The 16,074-nt window shown below is 61.9% G+C and carries 17 protein-coding genes; 3 read left to right on the top strand and 14 right to left on the bottom strand.

All coding sequences use genetic code 11. The features are described from left to right. Positions 1-30 precede the first annotated feature (30 nt). The 10 genes from rpoE to LHU53_RS07060 form a co-directional block, all read right to left on the bottom strand. Positions 31-675 (bottom strand): RNA polymerase sigma factor RpoE, encoded by a 645-nt coding sequence (gene rpoE / locus LHU53_RS07105; RefSeq protein ID WP_227331705.1) that lies wholly within the window; start codon positions 673-675, stop codon positions 31-33. Then, the gene (locus tag LHU53_RS07100; protein ID WP_227331695.1) at positions 672-1,130 is read right to left on the bottom strand and encodes a hypothetical protein; all 459 of its coding nucleotides are present in this window, start codon (positions 1,128-1,130) and stop codon (positions 672-674) included. Before LHU53_RS07100 ends, rpoE begins: the two co-directional genes overlap by 4 nt. Positions 1,131-1,175: 45 nt before the next feature. Beyond that, on the bottom strand, positions 1,176-2,423 hold the full coding sequence (gene fabF, locus LHU53_RS07095; RefSeq protein WP_227331693.1) for a beta-ketoacyl-ACP synthase II: 1,248 nt from the start codon (positions 2,421-2,423) through the stop codon (positions 1,176-1,178). A 152-nt stretch (positions 2,424-2,575) separates the two neighbouring features. Then, a complete protein-coding gene (acpP, locus tag LHU53_RS07090) occupies positions 2,576-2,815 on the bottom strand; it encodes an acyl carrier protein (RefSeq protein ID WP_182729115.1) in 240 nt (79 codons plus the stop codon). A gap of 83 nt (positions 2,816-2,898) precedes the next feature. After that, a complete protein-coding gene (gene fabG, locus LHU53_RS07085) occupies positions 2,899-3,648 on the bottom strand; it encodes a 3-oxoacyl-ACP reductase FabG (RefSeq protein ID WP_227331691.1) in 750 nt (249 codons plus the stop codon). 4 nt (positions 3,649-3,652) lie between these two features. Beyond that, positions 3,653-4,609, bottom strand: a complete 957-nt coding sequence (fabD, locus tag LHU53_RS07080; RefSeq protein WP_227331690.1) for an ACP S-malonyltransferase — start codon at positions 4,607-4,609, stop codon at positions 3,653-3,655. A 69-nt stretch (positions 4,610-4,678) separates the two neighbouring features. Next, complete coding sequence (locus tag LHU53_RS07075; RefSeq protein WP_227331687.1) at positions 4,679-5,656, bottom strand: beta-ketoacyl-ACP synthase III; 978 nt, start codon at positions 5,654-5,656, stop codon at positions 4,679-4,681. 3 nt (positions 5,657-5,659) lie between these two features. Next, positions 5,660-6,709 (bottom strand): phosphate acyltransferase PlsX, encoded by a 1,050-nt coding sequence (gene plsX / locus LHU53_RS07070; RefSeq protein WP_227331686.1) that lies wholly within the window; start codon positions 6,707-6,709, stop codon positions 5,660-5,662. Between the two features lie 126 nt (positions 6,710-6,835). Then, positions 6,836-7,018, bottom strand: coding sequence for a 50S ribosomal protein L32 (gene rpmF, locus LHU53_RS07065; RefSeq protein WP_223904681.1), 183 nt, complete (start codon positions 7,016-7,018; stop codon positions 6,836-6,838). 123 nt (positions 7,019-7,141) lie between these two features. Then, complete coding sequence (locus tag LHU53_RS07060) at positions 7,142-7,579, bottom strand: DUF177 domain-containing protein (RefSeq protein ID WP_370632237.1); 438 nt, start codon at positions 7,577-7,579, stop codon at positions 7,142-7,144. Positions 7,580-7,707: 128 nt separating this feature from the next. On the opposite strand from LHU53_RS07060, the gene LHU53_RS07055 reads away from it, so the two are divergent. Together LHU53_RS07055 and LHU53_RS07050 are read left to right on the top strand one after the other, a co-directional pair. After that, entirely contained in the window at positions 7,708-8,307 is a 600-nt protein-coding gene (locus tag LHU53_RS07055; protein ID WP_227331682.1) for a Maf family nucleotide pyrophosphatase, read from the top strand. After that, entirely contained in the window at positions 8,304-9,080 is a 777-nt protein-coding gene (locus LHU53_RS07050) for an SAM-dependent methyltransferase (RefSeq protein WP_227331680.1), read from the top strand. Before LHU53_RS07055 ends, LHU53_RS07050 begins: the two co-directional genes overlap by 4 nt. A gap of 42 nt (positions 9,081-9,122) precedes the next feature. Here LHU53_RS07050 and LHU53_RS07045 read toward each other — a convergent pair whose 3' ends face one another. From LHU53_RS07045 to LHU53_RS07030, 4 genes are read right to left on the bottom strand one after another with little or no spacing between them, the layout of a single operon-like run. Next, the gene (locus LHU53_RS07045) at positions 9,123-10,178 is read right to left on the bottom strand and encodes a S49 family peptidase (RefSeq protein ID WP_227331678.1); all 1,056 of its coding nucleotides are present in this window, start codon (positions 10,176-10,178) and stop codon (positions 9,123-9,125) included. Continuing rightward, complete coding sequence (locus LHU53_RS07040) at positions 10,175-10,558, bottom strand: Rieske (2Fe-2S) protein (protein WP_370632236.1); 384 nt, start codon at positions 10,556-10,558, stop codon at positions 10,175-10,177. The genes LHU53_RS07045 and LHU53_RS07040 overlap by 4 nt, the downstream gene beginning before the upstream one ends. A 15-nt stretch (positions 10,559-10,573) precedes the next feature. After that, on the bottom strand, positions 10,574-11,233 hold the full coding sequence (locus LHU53_RS07035) for an HAD family hydrolase (protein ID WP_227331675.1): 660 nt from the start codon (positions 11,231-11,233) through the stop codon (positions 10,574-10,576). Then, positions 11,230-12,276 (bottom strand): RluA family pseudouridine synthase, encoded by a 1,047-nt coding sequence (locus LHU53_RS07030; RefSeq protein ID WP_370632235.1) that lies wholly within the window; start codon positions 12,274-12,276, stop codon positions 11,230-11,232. The genes LHU53_RS07035 and LHU53_RS07030 overlap by 4 nt, the downstream gene beginning before the upstream one ends. Before the next feature lie 524 nt (positions 12,277-12,800). On the opposite strand from LHU53_RS07030, the gene LHU53_RS07025 reads away from it, so the two are divergent. Further along, positions 12,801-15,923, top strand: a complete 3,123-nt coding sequence (locus LHU53_RS07025) for an Rne/Rng family ribonuclease (protein ID WP_227331671.1) — start codon at positions 12,801-12,803, stop codon at positions 15,921-15,923. The last annotated feature ends 151 nt before the right edge of the window (positions 15,924-16,074 follow it).

Below are 16,074 nucleotides of genomic sequence, written 5' to 3'. Positions count from 1 at the left end.
ACCATCCAAACCACACCATCCACCCATGCCTCACCAGCGTTTGCCGGTCTGGCGCTCCAGCATCGGCCGAACCTTGGCCGAGATGGCCTCGCGCGCCCGGAAAATCCGTGAACGCACGGTCCCAATCGGGCACGCCATCAACTGCGCAATGTCCTCGTAGGTCATCCCTTCCATCTCGCGCAACGTGATCGCCTGCCGCAAATCGTCGGGCAACCCCGCCAACACCTCGCCCACGGCCTGACCGATTTCCTTGGCGGCCAGCACCGACTCGGGGGTTTCGTCCGTGCTTGGTTCGTTCTTGGAACGAAAAGTTTCATCGTCATCGTCTTTGGATGCGAGGGCACTGTCGGACACCGTGCGGTCCCGTTTGAGTTCCAGCAGGAATTTTTTGGCGGTGTTGACCGCGATGCGGTACAGCCAGGTGTAAAACTGCGCGTCACCGCGGAACTGGTGCAGCGCCCGGTAAGCATTGATGAAGGTTTCCTGGGCAATGTCTTCCACCAGGTCCACGTCGCGCACCATGCGGCTGATCAGGCGTTCGACCCGGCGCTGGTATTTGATCACCAGCAACTCAAACGCCCGCTGATCCCCCGCCACGGTGCGCTGGACCAGCATGGCGTCGCTGTTGGGGTCAGCGGGTCCGAGCGGTTCTGACGGCGGCGTCGGGTCGGTCATGGCGCCACCCAGCCGGGGTCGGTGACTGTTGCGGGCGGCTTGGGGCCAAACACGGCACGCCGACAGGGCAACCAACGCCCCGGCGCCCGGCGCTGCTCCAGCCACACCCACAGACTGGGTGCACCGTCGGCCTGCAGGCGCAACAACAGCGCCGTTTGACTGTCCAGCGTCATGCTGAGGGCCACCGGATACGGTTCACCACCCTCACCCGCCCAGATCCACAACTGGCCATCCCAAGTCAACGAGCCGGTAGGAAAACGCCACCAGAGACGCACTGCCGCCAAGGCACAGACCAGCCACAACAACCCCGCTGCGGCATGGCGCATCGCGATGGCATCGTCATGCTGTACCCAGGCGACCAGCACGCCAGCACCCAGCACCAGCAGCCCGGCCAGCAGACCCGCGTGAAAACGGCAACGCCCCACCGGGTAAGTGACCGCTGGGGCGCTGTGCATGCCAAAAATGGACTGAAAGGGGTCGAGACCCGCGATCAGACGCGGTCAAGGTGCCCGCTTGAAAACCAGTGAGCCGTTGGTACCACCAAAGCCAAAGTTGTTCTTGATGGCCACGTCGATCTTCATGTCACGCGCCGCGTTGGCGCAGTAATCCAGGTCGCAATCGGGGTCCTGGTTGAAGATGTTCATGGTGGGCGGGCTCTTCTGGTGGTACAGCGCCAGCACCGTCACCACCGATTCCAGACCCCCTGCACCACCGAGCAAATGGCCGGTCATGGACTTGGTTGAATTCACCACGGTCTTGTAGGCGTGATCACCCAGCGCCGCCTTGATGGCGTTGGATTCGTTGGTGTCACCCAGTGGGGTGGACGTGCCATGGGCGTTGACGTAGTCAATTTGGTCAGCGTTCACACCTGCGTTTTGCATGGCGCTGACCATGGCGCGGCGCGGGCCATCCATGTTGGGCGCGGTCATGTGGCCGGCGTCCGCACTCATGCCAAAACCTGCCAGTTCGGCGTAAATCTTGGCGCCACGGGCTTTGGCGTGTTCGTACTCTTCCAGCACCATCACGCCCGCACCTTCGCCCAGCACAAACCCGTCGCGATCGCGGTCCCAAGGGCGCGAAGCGGTGGTTGGGTCATCGTTGCGGGTGCTCAGCGCGCGCATGGAGGCAAAGCCACCTAAGCCCAGCGGGGAAATAGAGGCCTCAGCCCCCCCGGCCACCACCACATCGGCGTCACCGTATTCGATCATGCGACCGGCCTGGCCAATGCAGTGCAGGCCGGTGGTGCAGGCGGTGACGATGGCCAGGTTCGGGCCCTTGAAGCCGCAGCGGATCGACACGTGCCCGGCAATCATGTTGACGATGGTGGACGGCACAAAAAACGGCGAGATACGCCGCGCGCCACGCTGCATGTACTCGGCATGCATGCTCTCGATCATCGGCAAACCGCCGATGCCGGAACCAATCACGCAGCCGATGCGGGTAGCCAATTCCTCGCTCAGGGCGTCGCCGGTCGGCAGGCCTGAGTCGGCCACAGCCTGCGCGGCCGCAGCGATGCCGTAGTGGATGAAACTGTCCATGGTGCGCGCTTCTTTCGCGCTCATATAGGCCTCAACATCAAACCCCTTGACCTCACCCGCGATTTTGGCGCTGAAGGTGGCAGGGTCGAATTTGGTGATCAGGCCAATGCCCGACTGACCGGCCAGCAGGTTGGCCCAAGCGGTGTCAACCGTGTTTCCCACGGGACTGATACAACCTAAACCGGTAACAACGACGCGACGACGGGACATATGGATTTAGCAGTCAGTGGTTCGTCTGTAAAAAGCCCGATGCCTTGTGCAGGCATCAGGCTATGAAACTTGTGGCGACCGAGGTGTTTGGGCAGCAGCGCTCAGACCCCGGCGGCGGTGGCAGCGCCAAACAGCGCTGCCTGATCGCGACATTACGCCTTCTTGTGCGTCATCGCGTAGTCGATCGCGTTTTGCACCGTGGTGATTTTTTCAGCATCTTCGTCGGGAATTTCAATGCCGAACTCATCTTCGAGTGCCATCACCAATTCAACCGTGTCGAGGGAATCGGCACCCAGATCAGCCACGAAAGCTTTTTCGTTGGTGACTTGTGACTCTTCCACACCGAGTTGTTCGGCAATGATTTTTTTAACGCGTGCTTCAATATCGCTCATGAGTTCCCTCAAAGGGTTGTGAAAAGATCCGTCATTTTAGCCGGACGGACATTGCGGCTGGATTACGCTGATTTAAACACCGATCACACCATGAACATGCCACCGTTGACATGTAACTCCTGCCCCGTCACATAAGACGCCTGCGGCGAGGCCAGATAAGCCACCGCATGCGCGATGTCAGCGGGCTTGCCCAGGTGACCCAGCGGAATCTGCCCCAGCAGCGCCTTGTGCTGCTCCGCAGGCAGGCTGGCGGTCATGTCGGTTTCGATGAAGCCGGGGGCGATGCAGTTGACCGTGATGTTGCGCGAGCCCAGTTCACGTGCCAGCGCCCGTGTCATGCCTGCCACGCCCGCCTTGGCCGCAGCGTAGTTGGCCTGACCGGGGTTGCCGGACGCGCCGACCACCGAGGTGATGCTGATGATGCGGCCATAACGCTGCTTCATCATGGTGCGCATCACGGCGCGGCTCATGCGGAAGACGGCTTTGAGGTTGGTGTCCAGCACCGCGTCCCACTCGTCGTCTTTCATGCGCATGGCGAGGTTGTCGCGGGTGATCCCGGCGTTGTTGACCAGAATCTGCAGGCCGCCATGTTCCTTGACGATGGCATCAATCAACGCATCCACGCCTGGGGCGTCGTTGACGTTGAGCGTTTGGCCGCTACAGCCCTCAAAAGCCGCCAGCGCCTCACTGATCTTGGCGGCGCCGTCGTCGGTGGTGGCGGTGCCAATCACCTTGAGGCCTTGCTGCGCCAGTTGCAACGCGATTGCCGCACCAATGCCGCGCGAGGCGCCGGTCACCAGGGCCACTTGGCCCGCAAATGTCAATTCACTCATGAGTTCACGCTTCCAGAAGACTTGTTTTGACCTCAGCCAGGCTGGCCGCATCAAACAGCGCCAGCCCTTGCATGTCGGCGGCGATGCGTTTGGTCATGCCCGCCAGGACTTTGCCCGGGCCGCATTCCACCAGCGTCGACAGGCCACGCGCCTGCAGCGCCTGCACACATTCCACCCAGCGCACCGGGCCGAAAGCCTGGCGCACCAGCGCGTCGCGGATGCGCACCGGATCTTGCTCCACCGACACGTCGATGTTGTTGATCACCGGGATTTGCGGCACGGCAAATTCGGTGGCGTCGAGCTGATCCTTGAGTTTGACCGCGGCGGGTTTCATCAGGCTGGAGTGGAACGGTGCCGACACCGGCAGCGGCAAGGCGCGCTTGGCGCCCTGGGCCTTGAGTGCCACACACGCCTGCTCGACCGCCGCCTTGGAGCCCGCAATCACCGTCTGACCGGGGTCGTTGAAATTGACGGCTTCCACCACTTCAGCAGAATTTTCACCAAAAGTCTCCGTCACTTCAGCGCAGATCGCGATCACTTTGAGAGCGTCCATCCCCAGAATAGCGGCCATGGCGCCCATGCCCACCGGCACCGCTTCCTGCATGGCTGCGGCGCGAAAACGCACCAGCGGTGCCGCTTGCGCCAGCGTCAGCACACCCGACGCCACCAGCGCCGAATACTCGCCCAGCGAATGTCCGGCCACCGCAGCGGGCGCCACACCCACCTCAGTCATCCAGACGCGGTACGCCGCCACACCCGCCACCAGCATCACCGGCTGGGTGTTGGTGGTGAGCGCCAGCGCTTCCTTGGGACCGTTCTTGATCAGCGCACCGATGTCTTCGTTCAAGGCGTCAGACGCCTCGGCCACGGCGGCCAGCACCTGCGGATGATCGCCCCAGCCGTCCAACATCCCCACCGACTGCGAACCCTGGCCCGGAAATACAAAAGCAAATGGTTTCATAAGCGTCACGGAATCGTTTTGAGAAAACAGGAAAAATGCGTTTAGCCCTTTTTCAATGAGGGCAAGCAACTACATTTTTAATAACACCGAGCCCCACGTGAAGCCCCCGCCAACCCCCTCCAGCAGCACCGTCTGGCCCGGCTTGATCTGGCCTGCGCGCACTGCGGTGTCGAGCGCCAACGGAATCGATGCGGCCGAAGTGTTGCCATGCTGATCCACAGTAACCACCACCTTGTCCGGCGACAGTTTCAGCTTGCGCGCGGTGCTTTGCATGATGCGGATGTTGGCCTGATGCGGCACCAGCCAATCAATGTCGGCCGACGTTTTGCCCGCTTTGGCCAACACCGCACGCGCGGTTTCGTCCAACACATGCACCGCCAGCTTGAACACCGCCTGACCATCCATACGCAACAGCGGCAAACCCGTCACCTGCCCGCCCGACACATGGCCCGGCACACACAAGATGTCGCTGTATTTGCCATCAGCGTGGATGTCGGTGGCCAGAATGCCCGGCTCGGTGGATGCCTCCAGCACCACAGCCCCTGCGCCGTCGCCAAACAGGACGCAGGTGGTGCGGTCATTGAAATCAAGAAGGCGGGAAAATATCTCTGCCCCCACCACCAGCGCCTTGGTGGCCGAGCCCGCCTTGATCATGGCGTCGGCCACCGTCAGGGCGTAAATAAAGCCACTGCACACGGCTTGCACGTCAAACGCCGCGCCGCCTTGCGCGCCCAATTTGCGTTGCAAGATCGTCGCCGTCGATGGGAACACCATGTCAGGTGTCGAGGTGCCCACAATGATGAGATCAATGTCCTGCGCCTGGAGGCCCGCAGCCTCCAGCGCGCGCTGGCAAGCGTGCAACGCCAAATCACTGCAGGCCATGTCGGCATCGGCAAAGTGGCGGGCGCGAATGCCGGTGCGCTCCACAATCCACTCGTCGCTGGACTCAACGCCTTGTGCCGCCAATTGGCTGACCAGATCTGCGTTGGTGAGGCGGTTCGGTGGCAAATAGCTGCCAGTGCCGGTGATACGTGCGTAAGTGTTCATAAATCAGACCAATACGGCGGCTTCTTTTGTCAAGTTGCTTTCAGCCGGTGCCAGCAATGGCGCCGCATGGGCAATGCGCACCCGAACCCGCTCCAACAAATCATTTCGGGCCGCATCATACGCCCGCGCCAGCGCGAAACCAAACGCCAGCTCATCGGCCGAGCCATGGCTCTTGAACACCAGACCGCGCAAGCCCAACAGTGCACCACCGTTGTAACGGCGATGGTCCATGCGCTTTTTAAGCGCCGATATCACCGGGTAAGCAATCAAGGCCGCCAGTTTGGTGAAGATGTTGCGTGAAAACTCTTTGCGCAAGAAATCCACAATCATCCCGGCCAGGCCTTCGCTGGCCTTCAGCGCCACATTGCCCACAAAACCGTCACAGACCACGATGTCGGCCGTGCCCTTGAAAATATCGTTGCCCTCCACATTGCCGTAGAAGTTGAGATCGCCTGTTTTGGAAGCCGCCCGCAACAATTCACCGGTTTTTTTGATGACTTCGTTGCCCTTGATGGCTTCCTCGCCGATATTGAGCAAGCCCACAGTCGGGTTTTCGTTGCCACTGAGCACCGACACCAGCGCCGAGCCCATCACCGCAAACTGCACCAGATGTTCGGCCGTGCAATCCACATTGGCCCCCATGTCCAGCACTGTCGTGCCCAAGCCTTTTGCATTGGGAATCTGACCGGCGATGGCCGGGCGGTCGATGCCTTCCAGGGTTTTCAGGACGTAGCGCGAGATCGCCATCAGGGCACCCGTGTTCCCAGCCGACACCACCGCCTGGGCCGCGCCGTTTTTCACCTGGGTGATGGCCACCCGCATGGTCGAGTCTTTTTTGCGGCGCAGGGCCACTTCCAGCGGATCGTCCATGGTGACCACCTCACGGGCCAGCACCACGGTGGCACGCGGATGGGCATACCCTTTCATGCTGTCCGGCAACCCCACCACAATCAACCGGGCTTCGGGGTGCTGCTCCAAAAAACGAGTACAGGCGGGCAAAGTGATGCGGGGCCCGTGGTCGCCCCCCATGCAGTCAACAGCGATAGTGATCATGAATAGCTACAAACAGCAAGCGTCAAAACAAACCAACGGAACCCACCCCACCCACATTGAGCCACAAAAGCAAAGGCCCGAGGCTACACGCTTAGGTAGCCCCGGGCCTTGGGTGTTTGGACTGAATTAGGCTTCAGACTTGGTCTTGAGCACCTTGCGACCACGGTAAAAACCGGTCGGGCTGATGTGGTGACGCAGGTGGGTTTCACCGGTGGTGGCTTCCACGGCGATTCCGGGAACAACCAAAGCGTTGTGTGAACGGTGCATACCGCGTTTGGAAGGTGACTTCTTGTTTTGTTGGACGGCCATGTTCCGCTCCTAAATACTGTAAGCCACCTGCAATCAGGCAGCTTTGGGTTGGTGGGATGCGCGCAGCTCTTTTGCGCAAAAGCTAAAGAGTATAACCCAAGCAACAGCGCCGGGCTAGTCGGCTCAATCCTTGGCTTTGAGCTGCGCCAACACAGCAAACGGATTGGGCTTTTCCACCGGGGCGTCAAAATCCTCGTCCACGGCCACCATCTTGACGTTGACCGGGCAGGTGTCATGGCGCGGCACCAGGGGCAGGGCCAGCAGCACCTCGTCTTCAATCAGCGCTGCCAAGTCAAATTCGCGACTGGTGACCAGCAAGTCTTCCTCACAGTCGTCGTCCTGCGCCTCGGCGACCGCTTCGCTCTCGACAAACCGGAACTCGCGCTCAAGCTGCACCGCGACATCGACCGGCTCCAGACAACGCTGACAGGTTTGCGGCAACGTGGTAGCCACCGTCAGCCGCAACCACGCAGCGGATTCCCCGGCGGCATCGGGCCGGAGTTCGGTCAATGCCGTCCAATGCAAGGGATTTTCAGCTGCCAGGCCTTTGGACTCAGCCATCAAACGCTCATAATTTGAGAGCGTTTCACGCCCGTCCAGATGCAGACTTGCCTGCGCTGCGTGTTTGACGTCGAGGTGAGGTGGGTGGGTGTGTTCGATCATGCCCAGCAGTGTAAGAGAATCACGGCATGTCATCACAACACCACCGCCCCCTGATCCTGGCCTCCACGTCGGTTTATCGCCGCCGCCTGCTGGAGCGCTTGCGTCTGCCTTTTAGCGTCGTCGCCTCGGACGTCGATGAGACCCCTTTGCCCGGAGAAACCCCAGAAACTTTGGCCTGTCGCCTGGCACTGGCCAAGGCGCAGTCGGTGGCACAGGCGCATCCAGGCGCGGTGGTGATTGGCTCGGACCAGGTGGCAGACCTGGACGGTCAGGCGCTGGGCAAACCGGGCAACCACGCCCGGGCCGTTCACCAATTACAAACCATGCGCGGCAAAACCGTGATTTTTCAGACAGCGGTGGCCGTGGTTTGCCTGGAGACCGGCTTTGCCCAAACCGAGTTGGCTCAGGTCAAAGTGAAGTTTCGTGACCTGAGCGACGCACAGATTGAAGCCTACCTGCTGGCAGAAACCCCTTATGACTGCGCCGGCAGCGCCAAAAGTGAGGGCTTGGGCATTGCCTTGCTGGAACGCATCGACAACGACGACCCGACCGCGCTGATCGGCCTGCCGCTGATCCGCACCTGCCGCCTGATCGAAGCCGCTGGCATCGAGGTGATCACAGCATGAGCCATGCCGCCTCACCCCACAAAGGCAGCCTGTACCTGGTGCCCGCGCCGCTGGACTTTGGTTGCGACGAGACGCCGGATTTACAAGCCACGCTGCCCCTGGGCACCCTGCAGGCAGCCGCCGGGCTGCGCCACTGGGTGTGTGAAAACGCCAAATCGGCCCGCGCCTACCTCAAACGCATCCACGAGGTGACGCCGCTGTGCTGCAGCCTCCAGGAGATGCAACTGACGGAATTGCCGCGTGAGGTGCACAAAAAAGGCGACCACCAAGGCAACTTTGACGCCCGCCACTTGCTGCAACCCGCGCTGGACGGGCAAAACCTGGGCCTGATCAGCGAAGCGGGCATGCCCGCCATCGCCGACCCGGGCTCGTCGGTGGTGCGAGCCGCGCATGAGTTGGGCATCACGGTCAAGCCGCTGGTGGGGCCGGTGTCGCTGCTGCTGGCGCTGGCGGCCAGTGGGCTCAACGGGCAAAACTTCGCGTTTGTCGGTTACCTGCCGCAAGACGCGGCCGAGCGCGCTGTGCGCATCCGCGAGCTGGAATCGCTGGCGCTGCGCAGCGGGCAAACCCAGTTGTTCATCGAGACGCCTTACCGCAATCAGGCCATGTTGCAGTCTTTGCTGCACACTTTGCAGCAAAACACCCGCCTGGCCATTGGCTCAGGACTCACCTTGGCCCGAGCTCAGTTGCACAGCGACAGTGTGAAAAACTGGAAGAAAAAAACCAGCCCGCTGGACAACGCCACCCCTGCCGTGTTCGCTCTCGGGCGCTGATGCCAAGTCCATCGCCATCCGCTGTTGCAACGCAAGGCGAGGTCAGCGCACCACCGCCGGGGTTTTGGCGGCCTGCACGGCCGCCTCGCCCACCGCCGCGCCAAAACGCTTGACAAGACGCTCGGCGACATTGTCACGGCGGGTGTAGTCGATGATTTCCTCGGCTTTCACCACCTCGCGCGCCACAAAGTCGACGCTGCCCAAGGCGTCTGCCAGGCCCAGTTCAATCGCTTGCTGGCCGCTCCAGAACAAGCCGCTGAAGGTCTCCGGGGTTTCTTTCAGCCGCTCACCGCGCCCGGCCTTGACCGCATCGATGAACTGCTGGTGAATCTGGTTGAGCAGGGTCTGGGCGTAGGCGCGCTGCGGCTCGGTCTGCGGGCTGAACGGGTCCAAAAAGCCTTTGTTCTCACCGGCGGTCATCAGGCGCCGCTCCACACCCAGCTTCTCCATCAAGCCGGTAAAGCCAAAGCCATCCATCAGCACGCCAATGCTGCCCACAATGCTGGCCTTGTCGACGTAAATACTGTCGGCCGAGACGGCGATGTAATACGCCGCTGACGCACACGATTCTTCCACCACCGCATAGACCGGCTTCTGGTGCAGCGCCTTGAGCCGACGGATTTCGTCATTGATGATGCCAGCCTGCACCGGGCTACCCCCGGGCGAGTTGATCAGCAACACCACGGCTTGCGCGCCAGCGTCGTCAAACGCCGTGCGCACGGATGAGAGCACCAGTTCGGCACTGGCTTCGGTGCCGGAAGCAATTTCGCCCTTGATCTCGACCACCGCCGTGTGCGGACTGGTCACGTCGGCCTGGCCTTCGGCCTGCTGAAACCCGAACCAGGCCAGCACGATCACAAAGACCAGCCAGGACAACCGGAAAAAGATCCGCCAGCGCCGTGCCAGCCGCTGCTCATGCAGAGTGGCAAAAGCGAGCTTTTCCAAGGTGGCGCGCTCCCAGCGGCCCGTACCCGGCCCACCCTCGGCGCCAAGGTCAGCCGTGGCGCGATCATTAGCCTTAGGGGTTTGCGCCTGATGGGGCATATTTTCTGACGTGGGCTTTTGACCAGCGGTGTCAGTCTCAACAGGATCGGTCATAGGGGGTTTTCGGGTTGTAGTTGGTCGGAAGTATGCCAGTGCACTTGTCCAGCGGCCTCGCTGACCTCAATCTTGACCAGGCCGCCTTGACACGGCCCAAGGCGGCATTGACCGGTTTGTGGCGCATACAGGGCGCCGTGGGTGGCGCAGATCAGCCAGTGGCCCGTGTGGTCAAAAAAATGATTGGGCTGGCAATCCATCTCCATCGGCACATGGGCGCAGCGATTCAGGTAGGCGTACACCGTACCCTCGTAACGTACCGCAAAGGCGTGACACGACTGGGACAGGTAGAGCACCTCGAACGGCACGCCAGTGCCACTTTCCAGCAAGTCGCTGGAATCACACAAATAAACAAGCTCGGAGCGGGTCATAAAAGGCATCAATGTCATGGGGCTTCAGGCGTGCACAAGCATCCAGTCATGCAGCTGGCGCACGCTGTGCGCCACATACAGCGGTCTCAACACGTCAAATACCGCATGGTCATGGGCACCGTAACTGACCCCCACACTGGGGCAGCCCGCGTTGAGCGCCATTTGCAGGTCGTGGGTGGTGTCGCCAATCATCAGGGTGCGCTCAGGCGCCACATCAAACTCCGCCATCAGTTCACGCAGCATCAGCGGGTCGGGCTTGCCAGCGGTCTGGTCGGCAGTGCGCGAGGCGTCAAACACACCGGCCAGCGCCGAGGTGGCCAACGCCTCGTCCAGCCCACGTCGGCTTTTGCCGGTGGCGACCGCCAACAAGTAGCCACGCGCTTTCAACGCATCCAGCAAGGGCAACACGCCGTCAAAGAGGCTGATGTCATGCTGGTTGGCAAAGTAGTGGTGGCGGTAGCGGTCACCCAGCGTCGGGTACAGCTCTTGGGGCACATCCGGCGCGGCGTGCGCCAGCGCCTGCATCAGCCCCATACCGATCACGTAGGAGGCTGCCTCCAACGTCGGCTCTTGGCCGCCCACATCGCGCACCGCCGCCTGAATGCAGCGGGCAATGATGGCGGTGGAGTCAAACAGGGTGCCATCCCAGTCAAAGGCAATCAGGTCAAAACGGCGTGGTGTCATAAGGTGTCTGGTTGAGGTGGTGGCGGCAGGGCGGCAGCGCAAAACCGGGCCAGTTCAGGCGCCAGATCGGCCAGCAAGGCCAGCGGTTCGCCAGTTGCGGGGTGTTGAAACTGCAGCCGCCAGGCGTGCAGGAACATACGTTTGAGGCCGGGTTGTGTGTTGGCCCGGGCCAGCGCCTTGTTGAGTTCAAAGTCGCCATATTTGTCGTCGCCCAGAATCGGGTGGCCCTCGCTGGCCAGATGCACCCGGATCTGGTGCGTGCGACCGGTCTTGATGGTGACTTCCAGCAGTGAGTAGTCGGCGCTGGCGGCGCGCACCTTCACCAGGGTCACCGAGGGCATACCGTTGGGGTCGTCGCGCGAGACCACTTTGACGCGGCGTTCGCCCGCCTGGGCATCGTGGCCGTCCAGCAGGTATTTGTGCAGCGGTTTGTCCAGCACCTTGAGTTTGACGGGCCAGGCGCCCTTCACCATCGCCAGATAGGTCTTGCCGGTTTGACGGTTCCGAAACTGGTCCTGCAGATTTTTGAGTGCGCTGCGTTTTTTGGCGACCAGCAAAATGCCGCTGGTTTCGCGGTCCAGCCGGTGCACCAATTCGAGGAATTTGGCGCCAGGGCGCGCCATACGCAGTTGCTCGATCACGCCAAAACTCACCCCCGAGCCGCCATGCACCGCCACGCCGGCGGGTTTGTTGATGGCGATCAGGCTGTCGTCTTCCAGCAGCACCGGAAAGTCGCGGGCTGGGGCGCCCTGCGCCACCTGCGCGGCCATCGCCTGCTCTTTTTCAGCCACCCGCTCAGAGATTCTGACCGGCGGCACACGCAACAGGTCACCGGCCTGCAGGCGGGTGTCCGCGCCAACCCGGCCCTTGTTGACGCGCACCTCACCACTGCGGATCATGCGGTAAATGTGGGTTTTGGGGACACCCTTGAGGTGGCGAATCAGGAAGTTGTCCACCCGCTGGCCAGCCAAGTCTTCGTCCACACAAACGGTTTCCACTTTGGGAGCTGATAAAACGGGTTTGCCCCCTATAATGACTTTCACTGGTAATGTGCTGTAAGTGGTTGATTTAACAGAAAGTTAATTCGTTGGATGTGTGAAGTTTAGTTCACAGACCACCTGCACTGCCAGAAAAGTCGGTACCGCCTGACATCCAGGCTGCAAACAGGTGAGCTCATGTCGCCCGTGGCAGTCCAGGTGAAGGGTTCAAACGATGCCTTGAAATCCTGATACGGAATAACCAAAACTTGCAGTCCTGGACTGCGAGCGGAATGAAGTGATATGTTTGTGTTGATGTCCCTGATGTGTTTTTGCCTGCAGCGCGCACACGTGCTGTCAGTTGGCGCGCGTCAGCCATCAGCGCCCGTGAAACCGGCGCGTATAGCTATTAGATCAATAGCAAAAATCCCCACAGACCCGATGACTCCCCTCCACGCGCCACCGCCCCCTGCTCACTGTGTGAGCTGAGGGTCTACGGCAGTTTCCTCCGCATTTCAAAGCGTCAGTTTGTGTATCAAAAGCTCGGCATGAGCTTGTTGTTTGATATTTGAATTGAAGGAACGCGACCCATGAAACGGATGCTGATCAACGCCACCCAAGCGGAAGAACGCCGCCTGGCGGTGGTGGACGGGCAGAAACTGCTCGACTACGAAATCGAAATTGAAGGGCGCGAACAGCGCAAGGGCAACATTTACAAGGCCGTCGTCACCCGCGTCGAGCCTTCTCTGGAAGCCTGCTTTGTCGACTACGGCGAAGAACGCCACGGCTTTTTGCCGTTCAAGGAAATCTCCAAATCCTACTTCCAGCAAAATGTGTCGGTCAGCCAGGCACGCATCCAGGATGTGATCCGTGAAGGCCAGGAACTGCTGATCCAGGTCGAAAAAGAAGAACGTGGCAACAAGGGCGCGGCATTGACCACCTTTGTGTCGCTGGCCGGTCGTTATGTGGTGTTGATGCCCAACAACCCGCGTGGTGGTGGTGTGAGCCGCCGCATTGAGGGTGAAGACCGCGCCGAACTCAAAGAAGCGCTGGACCAGCTCGAATACCCCAACGGCATGAGCATCATCGCCCGCACCGCCGGCATTGGCCGCAGCGCGCCTGAACTGCAGTGGGATTTGAATTACCTGCTGAAACTCTGGACCGCCATTGACGGCGCCGCCAAGGGTGGCAAGGGTGCGTTCCTGATCTACCAGGAATCGTCTTTGGTGATTCGCGCCATCCGCGACTACTTCAACAATGACATTGGCGACATCCTGATCGACACCGACGACGTGTACGACCAGGCGCAGCAGTTCATGGCGCATGTGATGCCCGAACACGCTGCCCGCGTCAAACGTTACCGCGACGACGCCCCGCTGTTCAGCCGCTTCCAGATCGAGCACCAGATCGAAACCGCTTACGCCCGCACCGTGACGCTACCGTCTGGTGGCGCCATCGTGATCGACCACACCGAAGCGCTGGTGTCGGTGGACGTCAACTCGGCCCGTGCCATCAAGGGTGGTGACATCGAAGAAACCGCCACCCGCACCAACCTGGAAGCCGCAGACGAAGTGGCACGCCAGGCCCGTCTGCGTGACTTGGGCGGCCTGATCGTGATCGACTTCATCGACATGGAAGAAAGCCGCAACCGCCGCGAAGTGGAAAACCGCCTGCGCGATGCGCTGCGGCAAGACCGCGCCCGGGTGCAGTTTGCCTCGATCAGCAAATTCGGCCTGATGGAAATGAGCCGCCAGCGCCTGCGCCCGGCCCTCAGCGAAGGCGCCTCCATCCCCTGCCCACGCTGCGGTGGCTCCGGTCACATCCGCGACACCGAGTCCAGCGCGCTGCAAATTTTGCGCATCATCCAGGAAGAATCCTTGAAGGACAACACCGCCTCGGTGCTGTGCCAGGTGCCGGTGGAAGTGGCCTCTTTCCTGCTGAACGAAAAACGTACCGAAATCGCCAAGATCGAACTCAAGCAGCGCATCAACGTGCTGATGGTGCCCAACAAATCGCTGGAAACGCCCAACTACAAGCTCGAGCGCCTGAAGCACGACGACCCTCGGCTCGACAACATCACCGCCAGCTACAAAATGGCCGAGGAAGCCGAGGACGTCATTGCCGTGACGCGCCGCGCACAAGAGCCCACCAACCGGCAAACGCCGGTCATCAAAGGCGTGTTGCCCGACGCGCCTGCACCGATCGTTCCACCAAAACCCGAGCCAGTGGCCCAAGTGCCGCATACACCTGTGGCGCCTCAGCAGCCCAAGGCGCCGGTCGCCGCACCGGTGGTGATTGAACAAGGCTTCTTTGGCTGGCTGAAAAACCTGTTTGCCCCGGCACCTGTCGCGGCACCCGCCGCCAAAGCGCCTGCGCCCGTGGTCACACCGGTCGCCGAGCCGCGTGCTGCCCAGCCGGGCGCACGCCCCGCAGGCCGCGACGGCAGCCGCCGCAACGAACCCCGCGGTGATCGCCCCGAAGGTGCCCGAGGTCCGCGTGGTGAAGGTCGCAATGGCCGTGACGGGCGACCTGAAGGCCGCACCGAGGGTCGCGCAGACACCCGTGGCAACCGTAACGAACGTGGCGGCAATCGCCCCGAACGCGGCGAACGCCCTGACCGTGGCGAGCGCGCAGACCGCGGACCACGCGAGCGTTCCGACAGCCAGGCCAACCCGGTGACCGCCGAGACAAGCCCACTGGAAGGCGACGTGCAACTGCCAGCCAACGGCAACGACGCTCCCCGCAACGAGCAGCGCCCCGAACGCGGTGGCCGCGCGCCACGTGGCGAACGCCGTCCGCGTGGCCCCCGCTTGGACGCCGAAGGCCGTCCGCTGGAAGGCGCCGAGCCAGCGGCTGCCAACAACGCCACCCCAACCAACCCAGCCGTGAACGTCGGCGCGGCGACCGAAGGCGAACAACCCGCAGGCGAAGCGGGCGACAGCAACGACGCTGCGCCTCGCGAGAAGCGTTCACGCGATCGTTATGGCCGCGAGCGCAAACCCCGTGGCGAGCGCACCGAGCGCCCGGCTGGCGATGCGCAGACTGACCTGCCGCCCGGCACAGCGTCGGACACTGACGCTGAGGTGGCGCCACGCAAGTCGTACTTCAGCACCCCAGCCAACAGTGCGCCTGCGCCAGCGGCGTCGCCCGTGGTCGCTGACACGGTGGCGACACCCCAGCCTGCTGCACCAGCACCAGCACCAGCACCAGCACCAGCACCAGCACCAGCACCAGCACCAGCACCAGCACCAGCACCAGCACCAGCACCAGCACCAGCACCAGCACCAGCACTACCGGTTGGCGAGGTGGTCGTTGCTGCGGCGTTGCCAGTCACAGCCGTGGCCACGCCACAAGCTGTGCCTGCCGCTGCGCCAGCCGCTGCGGCCGAAGCCACCGCTGCGCCAGCCCGCCAGGCGACCGCACCGGCTGCTCAAACCGTGGCCACCAGCGGCATGCCCAAGGTGCAGGCTTACCACTTGCCTGTCGACGAGCTGGCTCAGCTGGCTCAAAGCAGTGGTTTGAGCTGGGTGCTCTCTGACGCCGACAAGGTGGCGGCTGCGCAAGCTGCCATCGCTGCGCAGCCTGAACCAGCGCATGTGCCACGTGAGCGCCCGCCGCTGGTGGCCATGGATGACCGGCCGCTGGTACTGGTGGAGACCCGCCGTGACCTGCGCGACGTGACCTTGCCGTTTGAACAGGCATCAGGCCAATAAGCCCTCGTCCCGAAAGGGATGTGGGTGACCCGTCCTGAATTGCGTTGACACTCAGAACGGTTGAAAAGTGCCGGGGTTAACCGGCGATAGACGCCCGATGCACCACATCGGGCGTTTGCATTTTCAGCGATAAATGCGGTCGTTCCGTGTT

Source organism: Rhodoferax sp. U2-2l (genome assembly GCF_020594515.1).
Taxonomy (GTDB): domain Bacteria; phylum Pseudomonadota; class Gammaproteobacteria; order Burkholderiales; family Burkholderiaceae_C; genus Rhodoferax.
This window is presented reverse-complemented; position numbering and strand designations above follow the sequence as displayed.